At 67.7% G+C, this 15,080-nt stretch carries 12 protein-coding genes; 4 read left to right on the top strand and 8 right to left on the bottom strand.

The window, feature by feature from the left end:
* Window positions 1–4 precede the first annotated feature (4 nt).
* Together N440_RS14770 and N440_RS14765 are read right to left on the bottom strand one after the other, a co-directional pair.
* Complete coding sequence (locus tag N440_RS14770; RefSeq protein ID WP_133935534.1) at window positions 5–1,288, bottom strand: amidohydrolase family protein; 1,284 nt, start codon at window positions 1,286–1,288, stop codon at window positions 5–7.
* The gene (locus N440_RS14765; RefSeq protein WP_133935533.1) at window positions 1,288–2,697 is read right to left on the bottom strand and encodes an amidohydrolase; all 1,410 of its coding nucleotides are present in this window, start codon (window positions 2,695–2,697) and stop codon (window positions 1,288–1,290) included. Before N440_RS14765 ends, N440_RS14770 begins: the two co-directional genes overlap by 1 nt.
* 159 nt (window positions 2,698–2,856) lie before the next feature.
* Here N440_RS14765 and N440_RS14760 point away from each other — a divergent pair, with 159 nt between their 5' ends.
* Both N440_RS14760 and N440_RS14755 read left to right on the top strand, forming a co-directional pair.
* The gene (locus N440_RS14760) at window positions 2,857–3,633 is read left to right on the top strand and encodes an AMP nucleosidase (RefSeq protein ID WP_005414446.1); all 777 of its coding nucleotides are present in this window, start codon (window positions 2,857–2,859) and stop codon (window positions 3,631–3,633) included.
* 43 nt (window positions 3,634–3,676) lie between these two features.
* On the top strand, window positions 3,677–4,216 hold the full coding sequence (locus tag N440_RS14755) for a DUF924 family protein (protein ID WP_133935532.1): 540 nt from the start codon (window positions 3,677–3,679) through the stop codon (window positions 4,214–4,216).
* Window positions 4,217–4,294: 78 nt separating this feature from the next.
* Here the strand turns inward: N440_RS14755 and grxD are convergent, their stop codons facing one another.
* The 3 genes from grxD to N440_RS14740 form a co-directional block, all read right to left on the bottom strand.
* Window positions 4,295–5,221, bottom strand: coding sequence for a Grx4 family monothiol glutaredoxin (gene grxD / locus N440_RS14750; protein ID WP_049455915.1), 927 nt, complete (start codon window positions 5,219–5,221; stop codon window positions 4,295–4,297).
* Window positions 5,222–5,393: 172 nt separating this feature from the next.
* Window positions 5,394–6,011 carry an SGNH/GDSL hydrolase family protein gene (locus tag N440_RS14745; protein WP_133935531.1) on the bottom strand — a complete coding sequence of 206 codons (618 nt, stop codon included), beginning with the start codon at window positions 6,009–6,011 and terminating at the stop codon, window positions 5,394–5,396.
* A gap of 3 nt (window positions 6,012–6,014) precedes the next feature.
* The gene (locus N440_RS14740) at window positions 6,015–7,289 is read right to left on the bottom strand and encodes a pyridoxal phosphate-dependent aminotransferase (protein WP_053450757.1); all 1,275 of its coding nucleotides are present in this window, start codon (window positions 7,287–7,289) and stop codon (window positions 6,015–6,017) included.
* 123 nt (window positions 7,290–7,412) lie between these two features.
* Here N440_RS14740 and rsgA point away from each other — a divergent pair, with 123 nt between their 5' ends.
* Window positions 7,413–8,513 (top strand): ribosome small subunit-dependent GTPase A, encoded by a 1,101-nt coding sequence (rsgA, locus tag N440_RS14735; RefSeq protein WP_243831377.1) that lies wholly within the window; start codon window positions 7,413–7,415, stop codon window positions 8,511–8,513.
* Between the two features lie 193 nt (window positions 8,514–8,706).
* Window positions 8,707–9,960, top strand: coding sequence for a flavohemoglobin expression-modulating QEGLA motif protein (locus N440_RS14730; protein ID WP_133935530.1), 1,254 nt, complete (start codon window positions 8,707–8,709; stop codon window positions 9,958–9,960).
* 430 nt (window positions 9,961–10,390) lie between these two features.
* On the opposite strand, the gene N440_RS14725 is transcribed toward N440_RS14730, so the two are convergent.
* From N440_RS14725 to N440_RS14715, 3 genes are all read right to left on the bottom strand, one after another.
* A complete protein-coding gene (locus N440_RS14725) occupies window positions 10,391–12,691 on the bottom strand; it encodes a TonB-dependent receptor (protein WP_133935529.1) in 2,301 nt (766 codons plus the stop codon).
* A gap of 227 nt (window positions 12,692–12,918) precedes the next feature.
* Complete coding sequence (phbB, locus tag N440_RS14720) at window positions 12,919–13,659, bottom strand: acetoacetyl-CoA reductase (RefSeq protein WP_053509577.1); 741 nt, start codon at window positions 13,657–13,659, stop codon at window positions 12,919–12,921.
* 24 nt (window positions 13,660–13,683) lie between these two features.
* Window positions 13,684–15,012: a CitMHS family transporter gene (locus tag N440_RS14715; RefSeq protein ID WP_049456280.1), complete on the bottom strand. Its 1,329-nt coding sequence runs from the start codon at window positions 15,010–15,012 to the stop codon at window positions 13,684–13,686.
* Window positions 15,013–15,080 lie beyond the last annotated feature (68 nt).

The raw sequence follows: 15,080 nt of genomic DNA, 5'->3' as shown, positions 1-15,080 counted from the left end.
ACGGTCAGGGCTGCGCGTTGCGTTGCAGGTAGCGGTCGCGCAGCTCGGTCTGGCGCGAGCGCATCGGCATCGCGCGGCCGCCCAGCCAGACCTGTTCGGCATAGTGCGCCACATCCAGCGGGTCGCCTTCCCACAGCACCAGGTCGGCGCGCTTGCCGGGCTCGATGCTGCCGATCTGGTCGGCCACGCCGAACGCCTGCGCCGGTACCCGGGTCAGGCCGGCCAGGCCGTCGGCCCAGGGCAGGCCATGGGCGACCGCATTGCCGGCCAGCTGGCGGATCTTGCGGGCGTTGTGGGTGGCGTCGCCGCGCTGCACGAAGGAGACCGCCACGCCCGCGCGCTGCAGGCGAGCTGCATTCTCCAGCGTGGCCCCGATCTGGTCGAAGCTGGCCGGCAGGTTGGCCAGCACATCAACGAACACCGGCACGTGGGCAGCGGCCAGCTCCGGCGCCACCTGCCACGCTTCGCTGGCCCCGGCGATGGCGATCTTCACCTTCTCGCGGGCGGCCCAGCGCAGCAGCTGGTGGATGTCGGCGGCACGGTCCACTTCCACCACGATGCGGCCCTGGCCGGCCAGGTAGCGGCTCAACGTGCGGCGGCCGGCCGGGGTCAGCAGCGCATGCGGCGAGTCTGCGGCCACCTGGCCACGCGCCTCGTCGATCATCTGCTGCAGCAGCATCCACTGCGCGGCGCGCGACTGGCCGGTCAGTTCCGAGGCGGCCGCGCCGATGCGCAGGAACAGGGCACGCGGGCCGATCGGATCGATGCTGCCATCGAGCCGCATCACGCCGCCCTGGCCAGCCACGAAGCCACCGCCGGGGGTTGCCCCCAATGCGGTGAAGCCGATCCCTTCCAACCGGGTCACCGGAATCAGCACCGAGGCCGGGTTGTAGGCCAGGGTCACGTCGAACTCGGGCCGCAACGGCTGCTCGCCGATCTTCAGTGCGCTGTCGACGGTGCTCCTCTCGACCAGCACCTCTTCGATGCCGGTCTCGGTGATGCCGCCGAACAGCGCAGGGGTCAATGGGCGGCCACTGGCCTCGACCACGGTTGCGCCAGCGGGCGCGGACAGGCCGTTGCCCACCGCACGGATGATGCCGCCCTGCACCAGCACGTCGGTGTTCTGCAGGCTGCCGCGTGCGCTGGCGGTGTGCACCGTGGCGTTGCGCACCAGCAGGTCCTGCGCCTGTGCGGATGCGGAGATGCACGCCAGCACCATGGCGGTAGAGCCGAGCCATGCCCGGCTGCCATTCGCGGCTGAGTGCAGCCACTGCTTGAGCACCCTCATCAGCGCACCTCCTGGCCAAGCTGGAAATCGGAACGCGGCGTCGCCGCCGGCGCACTGCGGTCGTACAGCCGTCGGCCGTCGATGAAGACCTGCTCGGCCAGCGCGTAGGAACTGAAGGGATTGCCGTTCCACACCACCACGTCGGCCATCTTGCCGGCCTCCAGGGTGCCGGTCTGGCCCTCGATGCCCAGCGCCTTGGCGGCGTTGGCGGTCATCCAGGTGATGGCGTGCTCGGGTGTGATCTGCGGCATGCGCGCACGGCGCGCCGAGGCCATCACCTTGGCCGCCTCCTGGTTGAGGCGCTGGATGCCTTCGGGTGAATCGGAATGGACGATGGCACAGCTGTTCTTCGGCCGGTCGACCAGCGCGATGTTCTCCGGGATACCGTCGAAGGCCTCCATCTTGAAGCCCCACCAGTCGGCCCACAGTGCGCCGCAGACGCCGTCGGCGGCCAGCCGGTCAGCCAGCTTGTAGGCCTCCACGCCGTGGTGGAACGCGGCCACCTTGAAGCCGAATTCCTTGGCCAGGTCGAGCATGGTGGCCATCTCGTCGGCGCGGTAGCAGTGGATGTGCACGCGGATGTCGCCTTGGATGGCGCCGGCCAGCGTGTCCAGCTTGAGGTCGCGCTTGCCGCCGGCATCTCCGGCGCTGTCGCCCTTGTCGCTGCCGAACCAGCCCTTGCGCTTGGCCGGCTTGGGCGTGTTCTTGGCGATGTAGTCGGCGGCATCGATGAAGGCTGCGCGATAGCCGGCCACGTTGCCCATGCGCGTGGCCGGGGCCACGCCCTTGCTTTCGCCGTAGACCCGCTTGGGGTTCTCGCCGCAGGCCATTTTCAGGCCCCACGGCGCGCCGGGGAACTTCATCGCCTGGTAGGTCACCGCCGGTACGTTCTTCAGGGTCACGCCGCGGCCACCGACCAGGTTGGCCGAACCGGGCAGCACCTGCATGCTGGTCACGCCGCCGGCCAGCGCCGTGGCGAAGCCCGGGTCCTGCGGCCACACCGAATGCTCGGCCCAGACGTTGGCGGTGACCGGCGCGGTCATCTCGTTGCCGTCGCTGTGCGCGCCGACGCCCGGGCTGGGATACACGCCCAGGTGCGAGTGCACGTCGATCAGGCCCGGCGTGACCCACTTGCCCTGGGCATCGATGCGGGTGACGCCGGCGTCGGCCTGCAGCTGCTGGCCGACCGCTACGATGCGGCCCTCGCGCAGCAGCACGTCGGCGTTGTCCAGGCGTTGGCCGGTGCCGGTCAGCACGGTGGCGTTCTGGATCAGCACCGGCGCATCGGGATGCGCCTGGTAGGTGCTGGGGTAGGGGTCGGCGAGGAAGCGCGAGGCGCCCACCGCCGGTGCCGTACTCAATGAAAGCAGCGCCAGTGCCACCCCGGCGCGCAACAGCGTCGATGCCATGCAGTTCCCCTTGCTTGCGGCTTGGTCCAATCGCCGACGCTAGCCGGGGCGTGGTGGGCTTGCCAAGTGACCTTCTTCACAGGCCCGCCGCTGGCGGCTCGACGGCATCGCCGGTCTGGCCGAAAATAGCCGGTCCCCCGCCGTGCCGGACCCCCGCCCATGAAGAGCAAGCAGGAAATCGTCGACAACTGGCTGCCGCGCTATACCGGCGTGCCCCTGGACCAGTTCGGCCAGCACATCCTGCTGACCAACTTCGGCGGCTACCTGCATACCTTTTCCGAGCTGACCGGCGCCCCCGTCATCGGCCTGGACCGGCCGATGGCCAGTGCCACCATCGACGGTATCACCATGATCAACTTCGGCATGGGCAGCCCCAATGCTGCGATCATCATGGACCTGCTGTCGGCAGTGATGCCCAAGGCGGTGCTGTTCCTGGGCAAGTGCGGCGGGCTCAAGCGCAAGAACCAGCTGGGCGACCTGGTGCTGCCGATCGCCGCGATCCGCGGCGAGGGCACCTCGGGCGACTACCTGCCGCCGGAAGTGCCGGCGCTGCCCGCGTTCGCGCTGCAGCGTGCGGTCTCGACCATGATCCGCGACCTCGGCCACGACTACTGGACCGGCACCGTCTACACCACCAACCGCCGGGTCTGGGAACACGACGAGGCCTTCAAGGAGCGGCTGCGGGCGATGCGTTGCATGGCCATCGACATGGAAACGGCCACGGTGTTCGCCGCCGGCTTCGCCAACCACATCCCCAGCGGCGCGCTGCTGCTGGTGTCCGACCAGCCGATGATCCCCGATGGGGTCAAGACCGAGGCCTCCGATGCCAAGGTCAGCTCCCAGTTCGTGGAAAACCATATCCAGATCGGCATCGAGGCGCTTAAGCTTATCCGGCGCAACGGCAAGTCGGTCCGCCACCTGCGCTTCGACGAATGATGATGATGGCCTGGCGCGGCGCGCCGGCCCTGGGGAGTAGGTGATGGACGTTGCCGCGCAAGTGGTGGAATTCTGGAAAGAGGCGGGCCCTGCGAAGTGGTTCGCCCGCGACGATGCGTTCGACGCGCAGTTCCGCCAGTTGTTCCTGGATGAGCATTTCGCCGCGGCTTCACGCGCGCGCGAGCATTGGCTGGGCAGTGCCGAGGGCGCGCTGGCGCTGATGCTGCTGCTGGACCAGTTCCCGCGCAACTGCTTCCGCGGTACCGCCCATTCCTACGCTACCGATGGCCTGGCCCGGCACTACGCCATGCGCGCCATCGAGGAAGGCCTGGACCTGCAGCTGGTGCCGAAGCTGCGCGCCTTCATCTACCTGCCGTTCGAGCACTCCGAGGATCCGCTGGACCAGGACCGCTCGGTGGCGATGTTCGACGTGCTGGGTGACAAGGAATACCTGCAGTACGCCGAACTGCACCGCGACATCATCCGCCGTTTCGGCCGCTTCCCGCATCGCAACGCGGTACTGGGCCGCATTCCGGCGCCGGAAGAGCTGGACTACCTGGCCGAAGGCGGCTTCGCCGGCTAAGAAAAAGGGGACGGAGGGAATTAAGTCGTTTAAGGCATAAACGACTTAATTCCCTCCGTCCCCTTTTTCGGGGTCAAATCAGTACTTCGGCACGCCGTTGTCCACGTCTTCCGACCAGGCGTTGATGCCGCCGGTGACGTTGAACACCTTGGTGAAGCCCAGCGCACGGAACTGCTCGGCGGCCTGCGCGCTGCGGCCACCGTGGTGGCACATGAAGGCCAGCGCGGTGTCCTTCGGCAGGGCTTCCAGCGCGGCGCGGCCGTTGCCGTCGAAGCTCTTGAACGGCACGCCGACGGCGGCGATGGCGCGTTCGTCGGCCGGGCGCACGTCCACCAGGGTGATGTTGCCGGCACGCACCAGGTCGTCGGCATCGCGAACGCTGATTTCCTGCACCGGCTTGGGCGCGTTCGGGTTGTCGATGGCCAGGCCCTTGCCGCGGATGTCGTCCACCCAGTCGATGGTGATGCCGTTGGCGCGACGGGCGCTGGCCAGGTCGAACTGCACGCGCAGGCCATTGGACTCGGCGGCGATCGCGCCTTCGTCGTGCGGGGCCAGCTGGAAGTTCGGCTGGAAGCCGGCGTCGATGGTCAGCTGCAGGGCGGCGCCCGGGGCGTCGGCCAGCGCGCCCTTCAGCATTTCCACGGCGGCCGGGGTCACGGTGATGCTCGGCGGGGTGCGGTCCGGTGCGGCCAGGCCCAGCACGCTGCTCAGCTCGCCGCTGGCGGCCATCTGCAGCACGATGTCGCTGCCGCCGACCAGTTCGCCGTCGATGTACAGCTGCGGGATGGTCGGCCAGTCGCCATAGGCCTTGATGCCTTCACGGATCTCCTGGTCGGCCAGCACGTTGACGTGGGCGAACTCGACGCCGAGGTCCTGCAGGGCGCCCACGGCCTTGGCCGAGAAACCGCACTGCGGCATCGACGGCTGGCCCTTCATGAACAGCACGACGCGGTTGTCGTTGAGGATGGATTCGATGCGCGAACGCAGGGCGGGATCGAGGGACATGGACGTCGGGGTTCCGGGAATTCGAATGATCAATTCTACCCCCGGCGGCATCGCGCGGGATGAGCAGGGCAGGAACATTGCGTCGCATCGCGCCACGGCGTGGACGGGCCTGCCAGGTCCGGGGTGTCGCAGCCGGCCCTGATCCTGGCCCGGGCCGCCCCGCTGGGGGATGTCAGCCGGCGCGGCCGAGCAGGTGCGCGGCCACCGGCAGCGCCCGTTCGCTCCACAGCGCGTACATCCGCGCCGAGGGATGCAGGCCATCCTCGGCGATCATCGCCGGGTCCTCGCCCTGGGCGCGGCTGATGTCGGTGATATCGACGAAGGCCACGTTGTGCTGGGCGCTGATCACCTCGGCGGCCGCGTTGAACTCGTCGGTCTCGATCTCGATCGCGGCCAGGTCGCGGCCACTGCCAGCGCCGAACGGGGTCGCGCCCCAATCCGGGAAGGACAGCACCAGCACCCGCTCGGGGCGGCCCGCGGCGAAGCCGATCGCGCGCTGCAGCAGGGCCGCGAACTGGGCGCGGTACTCGTCCAGCGGGCGACCGCGGTACTGGTTGTTGACGCCGATCAGCAGGCTGACGAAGTCGAACGGGCCCTGTGGTGCGGCCGCATTGATGCCAGCGTCCAGCTCGTCGGTGGTCCAGCCGGTGGTGGCGATGGTCTGCGGGTCGGCCAGGTCCACGCCCTGCGCGCGCAGGGCGGCGGCCAGCTGGTGCGGCCAGCGGCCTTCAATCGCGACCGCTTCGCCGATGGTGTACGAATCGCCCAGCGCCAGATAGGACAGCGCCACCGCTCAGGCCACCGAACGGCGCGGCTTCAACGGCACGACCTTGGTCGCGTCCTCGGCACGTCGGGCCAGCACGCGGTCGATGCGGGCGAACACATCGCGCATCACCGAGGCTTCCGGCATCAGGGTCACGCGGAAGTGGTGGCGGTAGGGCACGTTGAAGCTGGAACCCGGCACCACCAGCACGCCTTCGTTGTTCATCAGGTCCAGCGCGAAGTTGTGATCGTCGAAACCCTTGGCGGCGGCGCCGACCACGGCCGGGAACGCATACAGCGCACCGGCCGGCGCGACCAGCGACAGGTGCTCGCTGGCTTCGCAGGCCTCGATCACCGCGCGCCGGGTCTCGTAGAGGCGGCCACCGGGCGTGCACAGTTCGGAAATGGTGTCCGGGCCGTTCACGGCGGCCTCGATGGCGTACTGGCCGGGCACGTTGGCGCACAGGCGCAGTGCGCCCAGCAGGTCCAGTGCTGCCCGGAAGTCGCCCAGTCGGGCATCGTCGCCGCTGAGGTGGGCCCAGCCCACGCGCCAGCCGCAGGCGCGGTGCACCTTGCTCAGGCCGCTGAAGGTCAGGCACGGATGATCGCCGGCCAGCGGGGCCACCGGCTGGAACACCGCGTCGTCGTAGAGGATCTGGTCGTAGATCTCATCGACCAGCAGCAGCAGGTTGTGGCGGCGTGCGATCTCGACCACGCGTTCCAGCAGTTCGCGCGGATAGCTGGCGCCGCTGGGATTGTTCGGATTGATCAGCACGATGGCGCGGGTGCGCGAAGAGACCAGCGTCTCGATCTCGCTCGGGTCCGGCTGGAAGCCGTTCTCCGGCGCGCAGCGGTAGTACACCGGGCGGCCATCGTTGAGGATGGTCGAGGCCGACCACAGCGGGTAGTCGGGCGAGGGCACCAGCACTTCGTCGCCGGGGTTGAGCAGGGCGCGCAGCGAGAGGTCGATCAGTTCGCTGACGCCGTTGCCGAGGAAGACACGGTCCGGGTGCGCATCGGGCGCGCCACGGCGGGCGTAGTAGCCGGCGATGGCTTCACGTGCGACCGGCAGGCCCTGCTGGTGGGTGTACGGGTCGGTGCGGCCCATGTCGTCGGCGATCGCGCGCTGCAGGTGCTCGGGCGCACGGAAACCGAAGGCACCGGGATTGCCGATGTTGAGCTTGATCAGCTTGCGGCCCTGCGCCTCCAGCTCCCGGGCTCGTCGCGCCAGTTCTCCGCGGATTTCGTAGCGCACTTCGGAAAGGCGCTCGCGGATGGCCAGGGGCTTGGGCGAGGGGGTGGACATGGGGGCTGGGCCGTCAAAAGGCATGGGGTTTCCATCCTACCGGAATTGCTGCAGTGCATGGCAAGGGCTCAGCGCCTGCCGTTGCTGGGCTGGCAGGGCATCGGGCCGGTTAGAATGGCGGCGATGACCCAGACCCCCGATTTCACCGCCCTGCAGACCATCGGCTGGCCCTGGCCGGGCCCGGCGCAGCAGGCCGACTGGCAGGCCGCGATGGCCGCCCATCCGCAGGCCCGCCCGGCGCGGGTGATCGAGCAGCACCGCACCCACTACGTGGTGGCCGACGGCCCGGATGCATCGATCAAGGCCGAGTCGCTGCCGGAATGGCAGCGCCCGCGCTTCCCCAGCCATGAGCGGCCGGCGGTGGGCGACTGGGTGCTGCTCGATGGCATCCGCATCGTCGCCCTGCTGCCGCGCCGGACCGCGATCAAGCGCGGTGCGGCCGGCGAGCATTACCACCAGCAGGTGATCGCGGCCAACATCGATACGGTGTTCATCGTCTGCGGCCTGGATGCCGACTTCAATCCGCGCCGCATCGAGCGCTACCTGCTGCTGGTTGGCGGCGGTGGTGCCGAACCGGTGGTGGTGCTGACCAAGGCCGACCAGACCGAATACAGCGAAGACGCACTGGCGGTGCTGGAAGAGCTGGAGGTGCAGGGCATCGCGCTGCATGCGATCAACGGCCTGGATGCCGACAGCGTCGCCGTGTTGCAGCCCTGGCTGGGCCCGGGCCGCACGGTGGTGCTGGTCGGTTCTTCCGGTGCCGGCAAATCCACGTTGACCAACACCCTGCTTGGCGAGCAGCGGATGAAGACCAATGCCGTGCGCGCCAACGACTCGCGTGGCCGCCACACCACCACCCATCGCGCGCTGATGCCGCTGCCGACCGGCGCCTGCCTGATCGACACCCCCGGCATGCGCGAGCTGAAACCGACCGGCGAAGAAACGCTGTCCGAGGGCGGCTTCGCCGATATCGAAGCACTGGCCGCACAGTGCCGTTTCAACGACTGCAAGCATCAGCAGGAGCCGGGCTGCGCCGTGCGCGCAGCGATCGACGCCGGTGAGATCGAAGAGAGCCGGCTGCTGAACTACTTCAAGCTGAAGGAAGAGGTGGCCGCCGCGGCCGCCAAGCTGGCGGTGCGCCAGGCCGAGACCGCGCAGGAGCGCGGCGGCAGGAAGGGCAAGGGCCAGCAGTTCCGCCCGGCGGGCAAGCCACGCCGGCGCTGAGCCCGCTTCTGGTAGGTGCCAACCTTGGTTGGCACGGATGTGTCCGAAGCCCGCCTTTGCCAGTCCTTGGTAGGTGCCGACCTTGGTTGGCACGGATGTGTCCGAAGCCGCCTGCGGCGGATGCCAGCCAAGGTTGGCAGCGACCCGGTCCTCCGCCCGTCCCAAAGCAAGGGCAGAGCGCTATAGTCCGCGCATGGAACCGACCGCGACGCTGGACCGTGACGTGGCCCACCATGCAGCGCTCGATGCGCGCCTGGTCGAGGCCGTGGGGGGCATCCGCCTGCTGGGCCTGACCAGCTGGCCGGCAACGGTACAGGCACCGTTCCTGGACAGCGTGGCGCGCGGCCAGCCGGTGCTGCCGAAGGTGGACTACCCGCGCCTGGACTTCAGTCAGGAACGCCGTGCGCTGGCCGCCATCGCGGCCGACTGCGATGACAGCCATCCATTGGGCCACTACGTGCGGCAGTCGGCGCAGAGCTGGGACCTGGCCGCGCAGCTGCTGGAAGGGCTGGGCACCGCCGCTGTCGATACCTGTTCGGTGCAGCTGTTCGGCGCGCCCGAGCAGCCGCTGCCGGGCAATGGCCCGAGCACGCGCGAAGCGGCGCGGCACTTCATCCAGATCGCGGCCGAACTGGACCACGAACTGCTGGCGCCGGAAGAGCAGGTGCCGGTGTCGGCCATTGCCCTGCAACTGCAGCTGCAGAACGACCTCGATGCCTTCTTCGAATCGCGCATCATCCAGGTGCAGCTGGATCCGGAGCTGGTCTCCAAGGCCGCTGCCGGCCCGACCCGCATCCGCCTGCGCACCAGTGCGCGTTTCAGCGCCTACGACCGCGCGCAGCTGTTCCACCATGAAGCACTGGTGCATTCGCTGACCGCGTTGAACGGCCGCGAACAGCCGGTGCTGCCGAGCCTGTCGCTGTCGTCGCCGCGGGTGACCGCGACGCAGGAAGGGTTGGCCACGTTCGCCGAGCAGATCACCGGCAGCATCGACATCGAGCGCCTGAAGCGCATCAGCCTGCGCACCGAAGCGATTGCAATGGCACGCGAAGGTGCCGATTTCATCGAAGTGTTCCGCTACTTCTGCGATGCCGGGCAGAACACCGAAGAAAGCTTCGCCTCGGCGCAACGCGTGTTCCGCGGCGTGCCGCCCAGCGGTGGCCTGGCCTTCACCAAGGACACGGTGTACCTGCGTGGCCTGGTGTCGGTGCACACCTTCTTCCGCCATATGCTGGCCGAAGACCGGCTGCAGGTCTGCCGCTGGTTGTTCGCCGGCAAGATGAGCCTGACCGATGCGATTGCGTTCGCGCCGCTGTTCGAGAGTGGCGTGCTGAAGCCACCGCGCTGGCTGCCGCACTGGGTGAGCCGGGCGAACGGGCTGGCCGGCATGCTGGCGTTCTCGCTGTTCGCCAACCGGATACGGATGGACCAGCTGGCGCCGGAATGAAATGCGTTGGCGGACCTCCCAGCGCCTGCCTGCTAACGGTGGGGAGGAGGCGGGCCACCCTGGCCAGGACACGCAAAAGCCCCTCCATGGTGCTCGATGGCGCCATCCATGGCGCCAACGGTCCTGGCCAGGGTGCCCCGCCTCCTCCAGACAGTTTCCCGCGGGCGCGGTAGCAGGTACGCCGAAGGATTGCGCTTGAAAAGCAAAGAGCCGGGCAATGCCCGGCTCTTTGCTTTTTGCTCTTGCTCTTCATTGCCTCCGCGCCGGCGCAGGGAATCGTCCAGCGCGGGTAGGCAGGCCCATGCAGGACCGTTGGCGCCATGGATGGCGCCATCGAGCCCCCAGGGATGGGTTTACGGCGTGTCCTGCATGGGCCTGCCTGCCCGCGCCATGCAGGAACACTCGATGCGCCGCAGCGCCCGCTTCTGACTTAGAACTCCGCCGCCACCGTCATGAACACCTGCCGCGGCGCGCTCGCATGGATCGCATAACGCGTGCCGTTCGGATCGGTCGGTGCGAACGAGCTCAGCTGGCCGGCATAGCGCTTGTTGGTCAGGTTGGTCGCGTTCAACGACACCCGCACGTTGCGCAGGCCCAGGCCCGGGCCGAAATCGTAGCCCGCGCCAGCGTCGAAGGTGGTCACGCCCGGCACCGACTGGTCGTTGGTGTAGGTGTAGTAGCGCTTGCCGGTGTACTTCGCGCGCAGGCTGGCGAAGAAGCCATCACGATTCCAGCTGATTTCACTGGAGGCCATGCGCTGCGGCGTATCCACGGTGATCTTGCCGGCCACCGGCACGATCGCACCGCCCGAGGTGTAGTCATCCTCGTAGGTGGTCTTGTTCCAGGACAGCGCGTTGTACCACTGCAGGCCGTCGATCGGCTTGAGGATGAAGGTCAGCTCCGCGCCATGGCTCTTCACCGAACCGACGTTGATGAAGCGCGTCACGCACTCCGGACGCGTGCCCACCTCGATGCTCGAGCACGGGTTCAGCGACAGCAGGCGGTTGTCGAACTTCACGTTGTAGGCGGCGATGGACGCCTGGTACTTCTCGCCGAAGGTACGGAAGCCGGCTTCCAGGCTCTTGGATTTTTCCGGCTCCAGCCCGGCGCTGGCCGCGAACGATTCCGGCGAGACCTGCAGCGGGCCGCCGCTGCCACCGCCGACGAAGGCAGCAATGTTCTCGGCATACGAAGCGAACAACTCGTTGTTGGCGTTGAGCTTGAAACCCAGGCCGACCTGCGGCAGCACCGATTCCTTGGCGGTCAGCGTGCCCGAGGCGATGCTGGTCTCCACGCCCGGGTTGGCGGTGGCGCGCATGCGGGTGTTCGGGCTCTTGATGCCGACGTCCACGGTCAGGCGCTGGTCCAGGAAGCGCATGCGGTCCTGCACGTAGAACTGGCGCGTGCGGATGTCGAAGTCCTGGTTGAACAGCAGGCGGTCCGGGTTCTTCAGGTACAGGTCGTCCAGGAACGGGCCGCTGATGTAGTAGAAGTTGCGCGAGACGTTATGGTCGTTCTGCTCGAACCACAGGCCGGCTTCCAGCTCGTGGATGCCCACCGTCCACGACAGTGCGGCGGTCAGGCCATCGCGGTTGATGGTGTAGTTGGTGCTGCGGATCGAGATCGGCAGCATCTTGTCGGTGCCCGGGTAGGACGGCTGGCCCGGCGCCCACCAGTGGCCCTGGCCACGGTTGTCATGGTGGTAGGCCAGCAGCTTCAGGCGGCCCTGCTCGCCCAGGCGCAGGTCGGCATCCACCGAGTACAGGTTGTCGTCACGCAGTGCGCGGCTCTGGTAGTACGCATCGTCGATGCTGCGGACATTGCCGCTGAATTTGCACTTCGAAGCGTTGAAGGTGCCCGGCGCGCAGTACGCGGCCGCCACGGCGCGGTCCCAGTCCGGCGCATAGATGTTCCAGTCATAGCCCAGGCCGCGGGCCAGCATGTCCTTGGACAGGTAGGCGTAGTTGGCCTGGCTGGCGCGCGAGGTCGCCACGAACGCACCGAAGCGGTGGTCGCCGACATTCCACACCGCCTTGGCGTTGAACTGGCGGGTGGTCTGGTTCTGGTGCGGCGCGGCCCACATGTCCTGGTCCTGGTGCACGCCGGACACGTAGGCCGAGAAGCCGTTGATGTCGCCGGTGTCCACGCGCAGGTAGCCGCGACGCTGGTTGTTGTCACCGACGGTGACGCTGGCGCGGCCGCCGAATTCGGTGGACGGGTCCATCGAGAAATACTGGATGGTGCCACCGAGGTTGCTGGTCGAGGCTACGCCCAGCGAACCGATGCCCTGCGACAGTTCGGCGCCGGCCAGGTTCTCGGCGATGATCGCGCGGGCGATGCTCAGGCCGTTGTAGTTGCCGTAGCTGTTGTCGCCCAGCGGGATGCCGTCCAGCGTGTAGCCGAGGCGGCTCTTGTCGAAGCCGCGCAGGCTGATCGTCTGCGATTCTTCGTTGGCACCGAAGGCATCGTTGGACTGCACCGACACGCCGGGCAGGCGATCGAGGATCTTCTGGCCGCTGGTACCCGGCGGCAGCACTTGCTTGTCGACCGCGGTGATGCGCTGCACCTGGCGGGTCTCGCCCTGGCCGATCACGGAGACGGTATCCAGCGTCTGCGCGCTCAGCGCGGCATCGGTGCTGGCATTGGCGCCGGTATCAGCCACGGTGGCGGCATGGGCGCTGGCGGCGGAAAGCGCGATCGCCACGGCGATCGTCAGGTGTCGGGTCTGCATGGTGGTCCGTTGCATTGGGGGTGGTCACCGGCATGCATGCGCGGTGCATGGCCACTATGCGAACGGAACATGAAACCTTCTTTACGAAAAACCAACGAACGATGCAGGACGCCCGCGCATGTCCCGCAGCCGAATGAAAAAGGGGCCGGATCCCCCTCGCACGCGAAGGTTCACCGGCCCCGCGCACTCCGTGGGGGAGGCAGTCCACGCGGTGCGTGGAAGCGGGCTCAACCCATGTACAGGCCGCCATTGACCGGGTAGTCCGCACCGGTCACGTACGAAGCCTCGTCCGACGCCAGCCAGGCCACCAGGCCAGCCACTTCCTCGGGGCGGCCAAGGCGACGCACCGGCACCGACGCGGCCAGCCGGTCCAGTACATCCGGTGGGAAACTGCTGATCGCCTGGCTGGCGATGTAGCCCGGCGACAGCGTATTGACGGTGACGCCGCGCGAGGCCACTTCGGCGGCCAGTGCACGGCTGAAGCCATGCATCGCCGCCTTCGCCGTTGCGTAGTTCACCTGCCCGATCTGGCCCTTGTGCGCACTCACCGAGCCGATGTTGATGATGCGACCCCAGCCACGCGTGGCCATGCCGTCGACCACCTGCTTGGTCAGGTTGAACAGCGAATTGAGGTTGGAAGCGATCACCGCGTTCCAGTCTTCCACCGTCATCTGCCGGAACAGCAGGTCGCGGCTGCCACCGGAGTTGTTGACCAGTACATCCACCTCACCGACTTCGGCGCGCACCTTGGCGAACGCCGCGCTGGTAGAGGCCCAGTCGGTGGCGTTGCCTTCGGACGCGATGAAATCGAAGCCCTGTTCGCGCTGCTCGCGCAGCCAGTTGGCCTTGCGCGGTGAGTTCGGCGCGCAACCGGCGACCACGGTGTGGCCGCTGCGGGCCAGGCTCTGGCAGATGGCAGTACCGACACTGCCCATGCCGCTGGTGACGTAAGCGATTCGAAGCGTCATTGCAGAAGGCTCCTTGGTAAGGGGTCAGGCGGCGAGCGGATACAGGCCGAACAGCAGGCTGCCGACCATCAGCAGCATCGAGATGGCGATGGCCCACTTCAGGGTGAACTTCTGATGGTCGGCGAACTCGACCTTGGCCAGGCCCACCAGCAGGTAGGTGGAAGGCACCAGCGGGCTGAGCAGGTGCACCGGCTGGCCGGCCAGCGACGCGCGCGCCATTTCCACCGGGGTGATGCCGTAGTTGCCGGCGGCCTCGGACAGGATCGGCAGCACGCCGAAGTAGAACGCGTCGTTGGACATGAAGAAGGTGAACGGCATCGACGCCACCGCGGTGATCACCGCCAGGTACGGGCCCCACGATTCCGGAATCACCGCCAGGAAGCTGTGCGACATCGCTTCGACCATGCCGGTGTTGTTGAGGATGCCGGTGAAGATGCCGGCGGCGAAGATCAGCGACACCACCGACAGCACGTTGCCGGCGTGGTTGACCACGCGGCGGCGCTGCTCGGCCAGGTTCGGGTAGTTGATCACCAGGGCGATGGCGAAGCCGACCATGAACAGTACCGGCATCGGCAGCACGCCGATGATCAGTGCGGTCATCAGCGCCACGGTCAGCGCCAGGTTGACCCACAGCAGCTTCGGGCGCTTGATGTCTTCGGCGTCTTCCACGGTCGGCAGCGGGTTGCTGTCGTCGGACACGCTGTTGTCCATCCAGCTGCCGCCCTTGGGCAGGGTCACCACGCCCAGCCGGCGGCGTTCCTTCAGGCCCAGGTACCAGGCCAGCAGCAGCACGCCGGCACAGGCGATCACCATCGACGGAATCAGCGGCACGAACACATCGGCCGGGTCCACGTGCAGCGCGGTGGCCGCGCGTGCGGTCGGGCCGCCCCACGGGGTCAGGTTCATCACGCCGCCGGCAAGGATGGTCACGCAGGTCATGTTCAGCGCGTTCATGCCCAGCCGCTGGTACAGCGGCAGCATCGCCGAGACGGTGATCATGTAGGTGGTCGAGCCGTCGCCATCGAGCGAGATCAGCATCGCCAGCACCGCGGTGCCGAGCACGATCTTCATCGGATCGCCCTTGACGAAGCGCAGGATCACCCGCACCAGCGGATCGAACAGGCCGGCATCGATCATCACGCCGAAGTAGAGGATGGCGAACATCAGCATCACGCCGGTTGGCGCGATCTTCTTGATGCCTTCCAGCATCATTTCGTCGATGTTGGCGCCGAAGCCGCCCAACAGGGCGAAGATGATCGGGATGGTGATCAGGGCGACGAGCGGCGACAGGCGTTTGCTCATGATCAAGTACATGAACGTAATGACCATGCCAAAGCCGAGGATGCTCAGCATCATCTGCGGACTCCTTGCGAAAACAGGACGTGGGGGAGTGGAAGGGGCCCGGGCGGCATGCCCGGGAT

The sequence above is a fragment of the Stenotrophomonas sp. CC22-02 genome, assembly GCF_004365115.1.
Classification (GTDB): domain Bacteria; phylum Pseudomonadota; class Gammaproteobacteria; order Xanthomonadales; family Xanthomonadaceae; genus Stenotrophomonas; species Stenotrophomonas forensis.
This window is presented reverse-complemented; position numbering and strand designations above follow the sequence as displayed.

Bases quoted from the DNA above. Each gene is read 5' to 3' on its own strand.
- N440_RS14730 (WP_133935530.1), top strand. From the start codon at position 8,707: ATGGAACCGACCGCGACGCTGGACCGTGACGTGGCCCACCATGCAGCG.
- N440_RS14715 (WP_049456280.1), bottom strand. From the start codon at position 15,012: ATGCTGAGCATCCTCGGCTTTGGCATGGTCATTACGTTCATGTACTTG.
- N440_RS14725 (WP_133935529.1), bottom strand. From the start codon at position 12,691: ATGCAGACCCGACACCTGACGATCGCCGTGGCGATCGCGCTTTCCGCC.
- grxD (WP_049455915.1), bottom strand. From the start codon at position 5,221: ATGTCCCTCGATCCCGCCCTGCGTTCGCGCATCGAATCCATCCTCAAC.
- N440_RS14770 (WP_133935534.1), bottom strand. From the start codon at position 1,288: ATGAGGGTGCTCAAGCAGTGGCTGCACTCAGCCGCGAATGGCAGCCGG.
- N440_RS14765 (WP_133935533.1), bottom strand. From the start codon at position 2,697: ATGGCATCGACGCTGTTGCGCGCCGGGGTGGCACTGGCGCTGCTTTCA.
- phbB (WP_053509577.1), bottom strand. From the start codon at position 13,659: ATGACGCTTCGAATCGCTTACGTCACCAGCGGCATGGGCAGTGTCGGT.
- N440_RS14760 (WP_005414446.1), top strand. From the start codon at position 2,857: ATGAAGAGCAAGCAGGAAATCGTCGACAACTGGCTGCCGCGCTATACC.
- N440_RS14740 (WP_053450757.1), bottom strand. From the start codon at position 7,289: ATGTCCACCCCCTCGCCCAAGCCCCTGGCCATCCGCGAGCGCCTTTCC.
- N440_RS14755 (WP_133935532.1), top strand. From the start codon at position 3,677: ATGGACGTTGCCGCGCAAGTGGTGGAATTCTGGAAAGAGGCGGGCCCT.
- rsgA (WP_243831377.1), top strand. From the start codon at position 7,413: ATGACCCAGACCCCCGATTTCACCGCCCTGCAGACCATCGGCTGGCCC.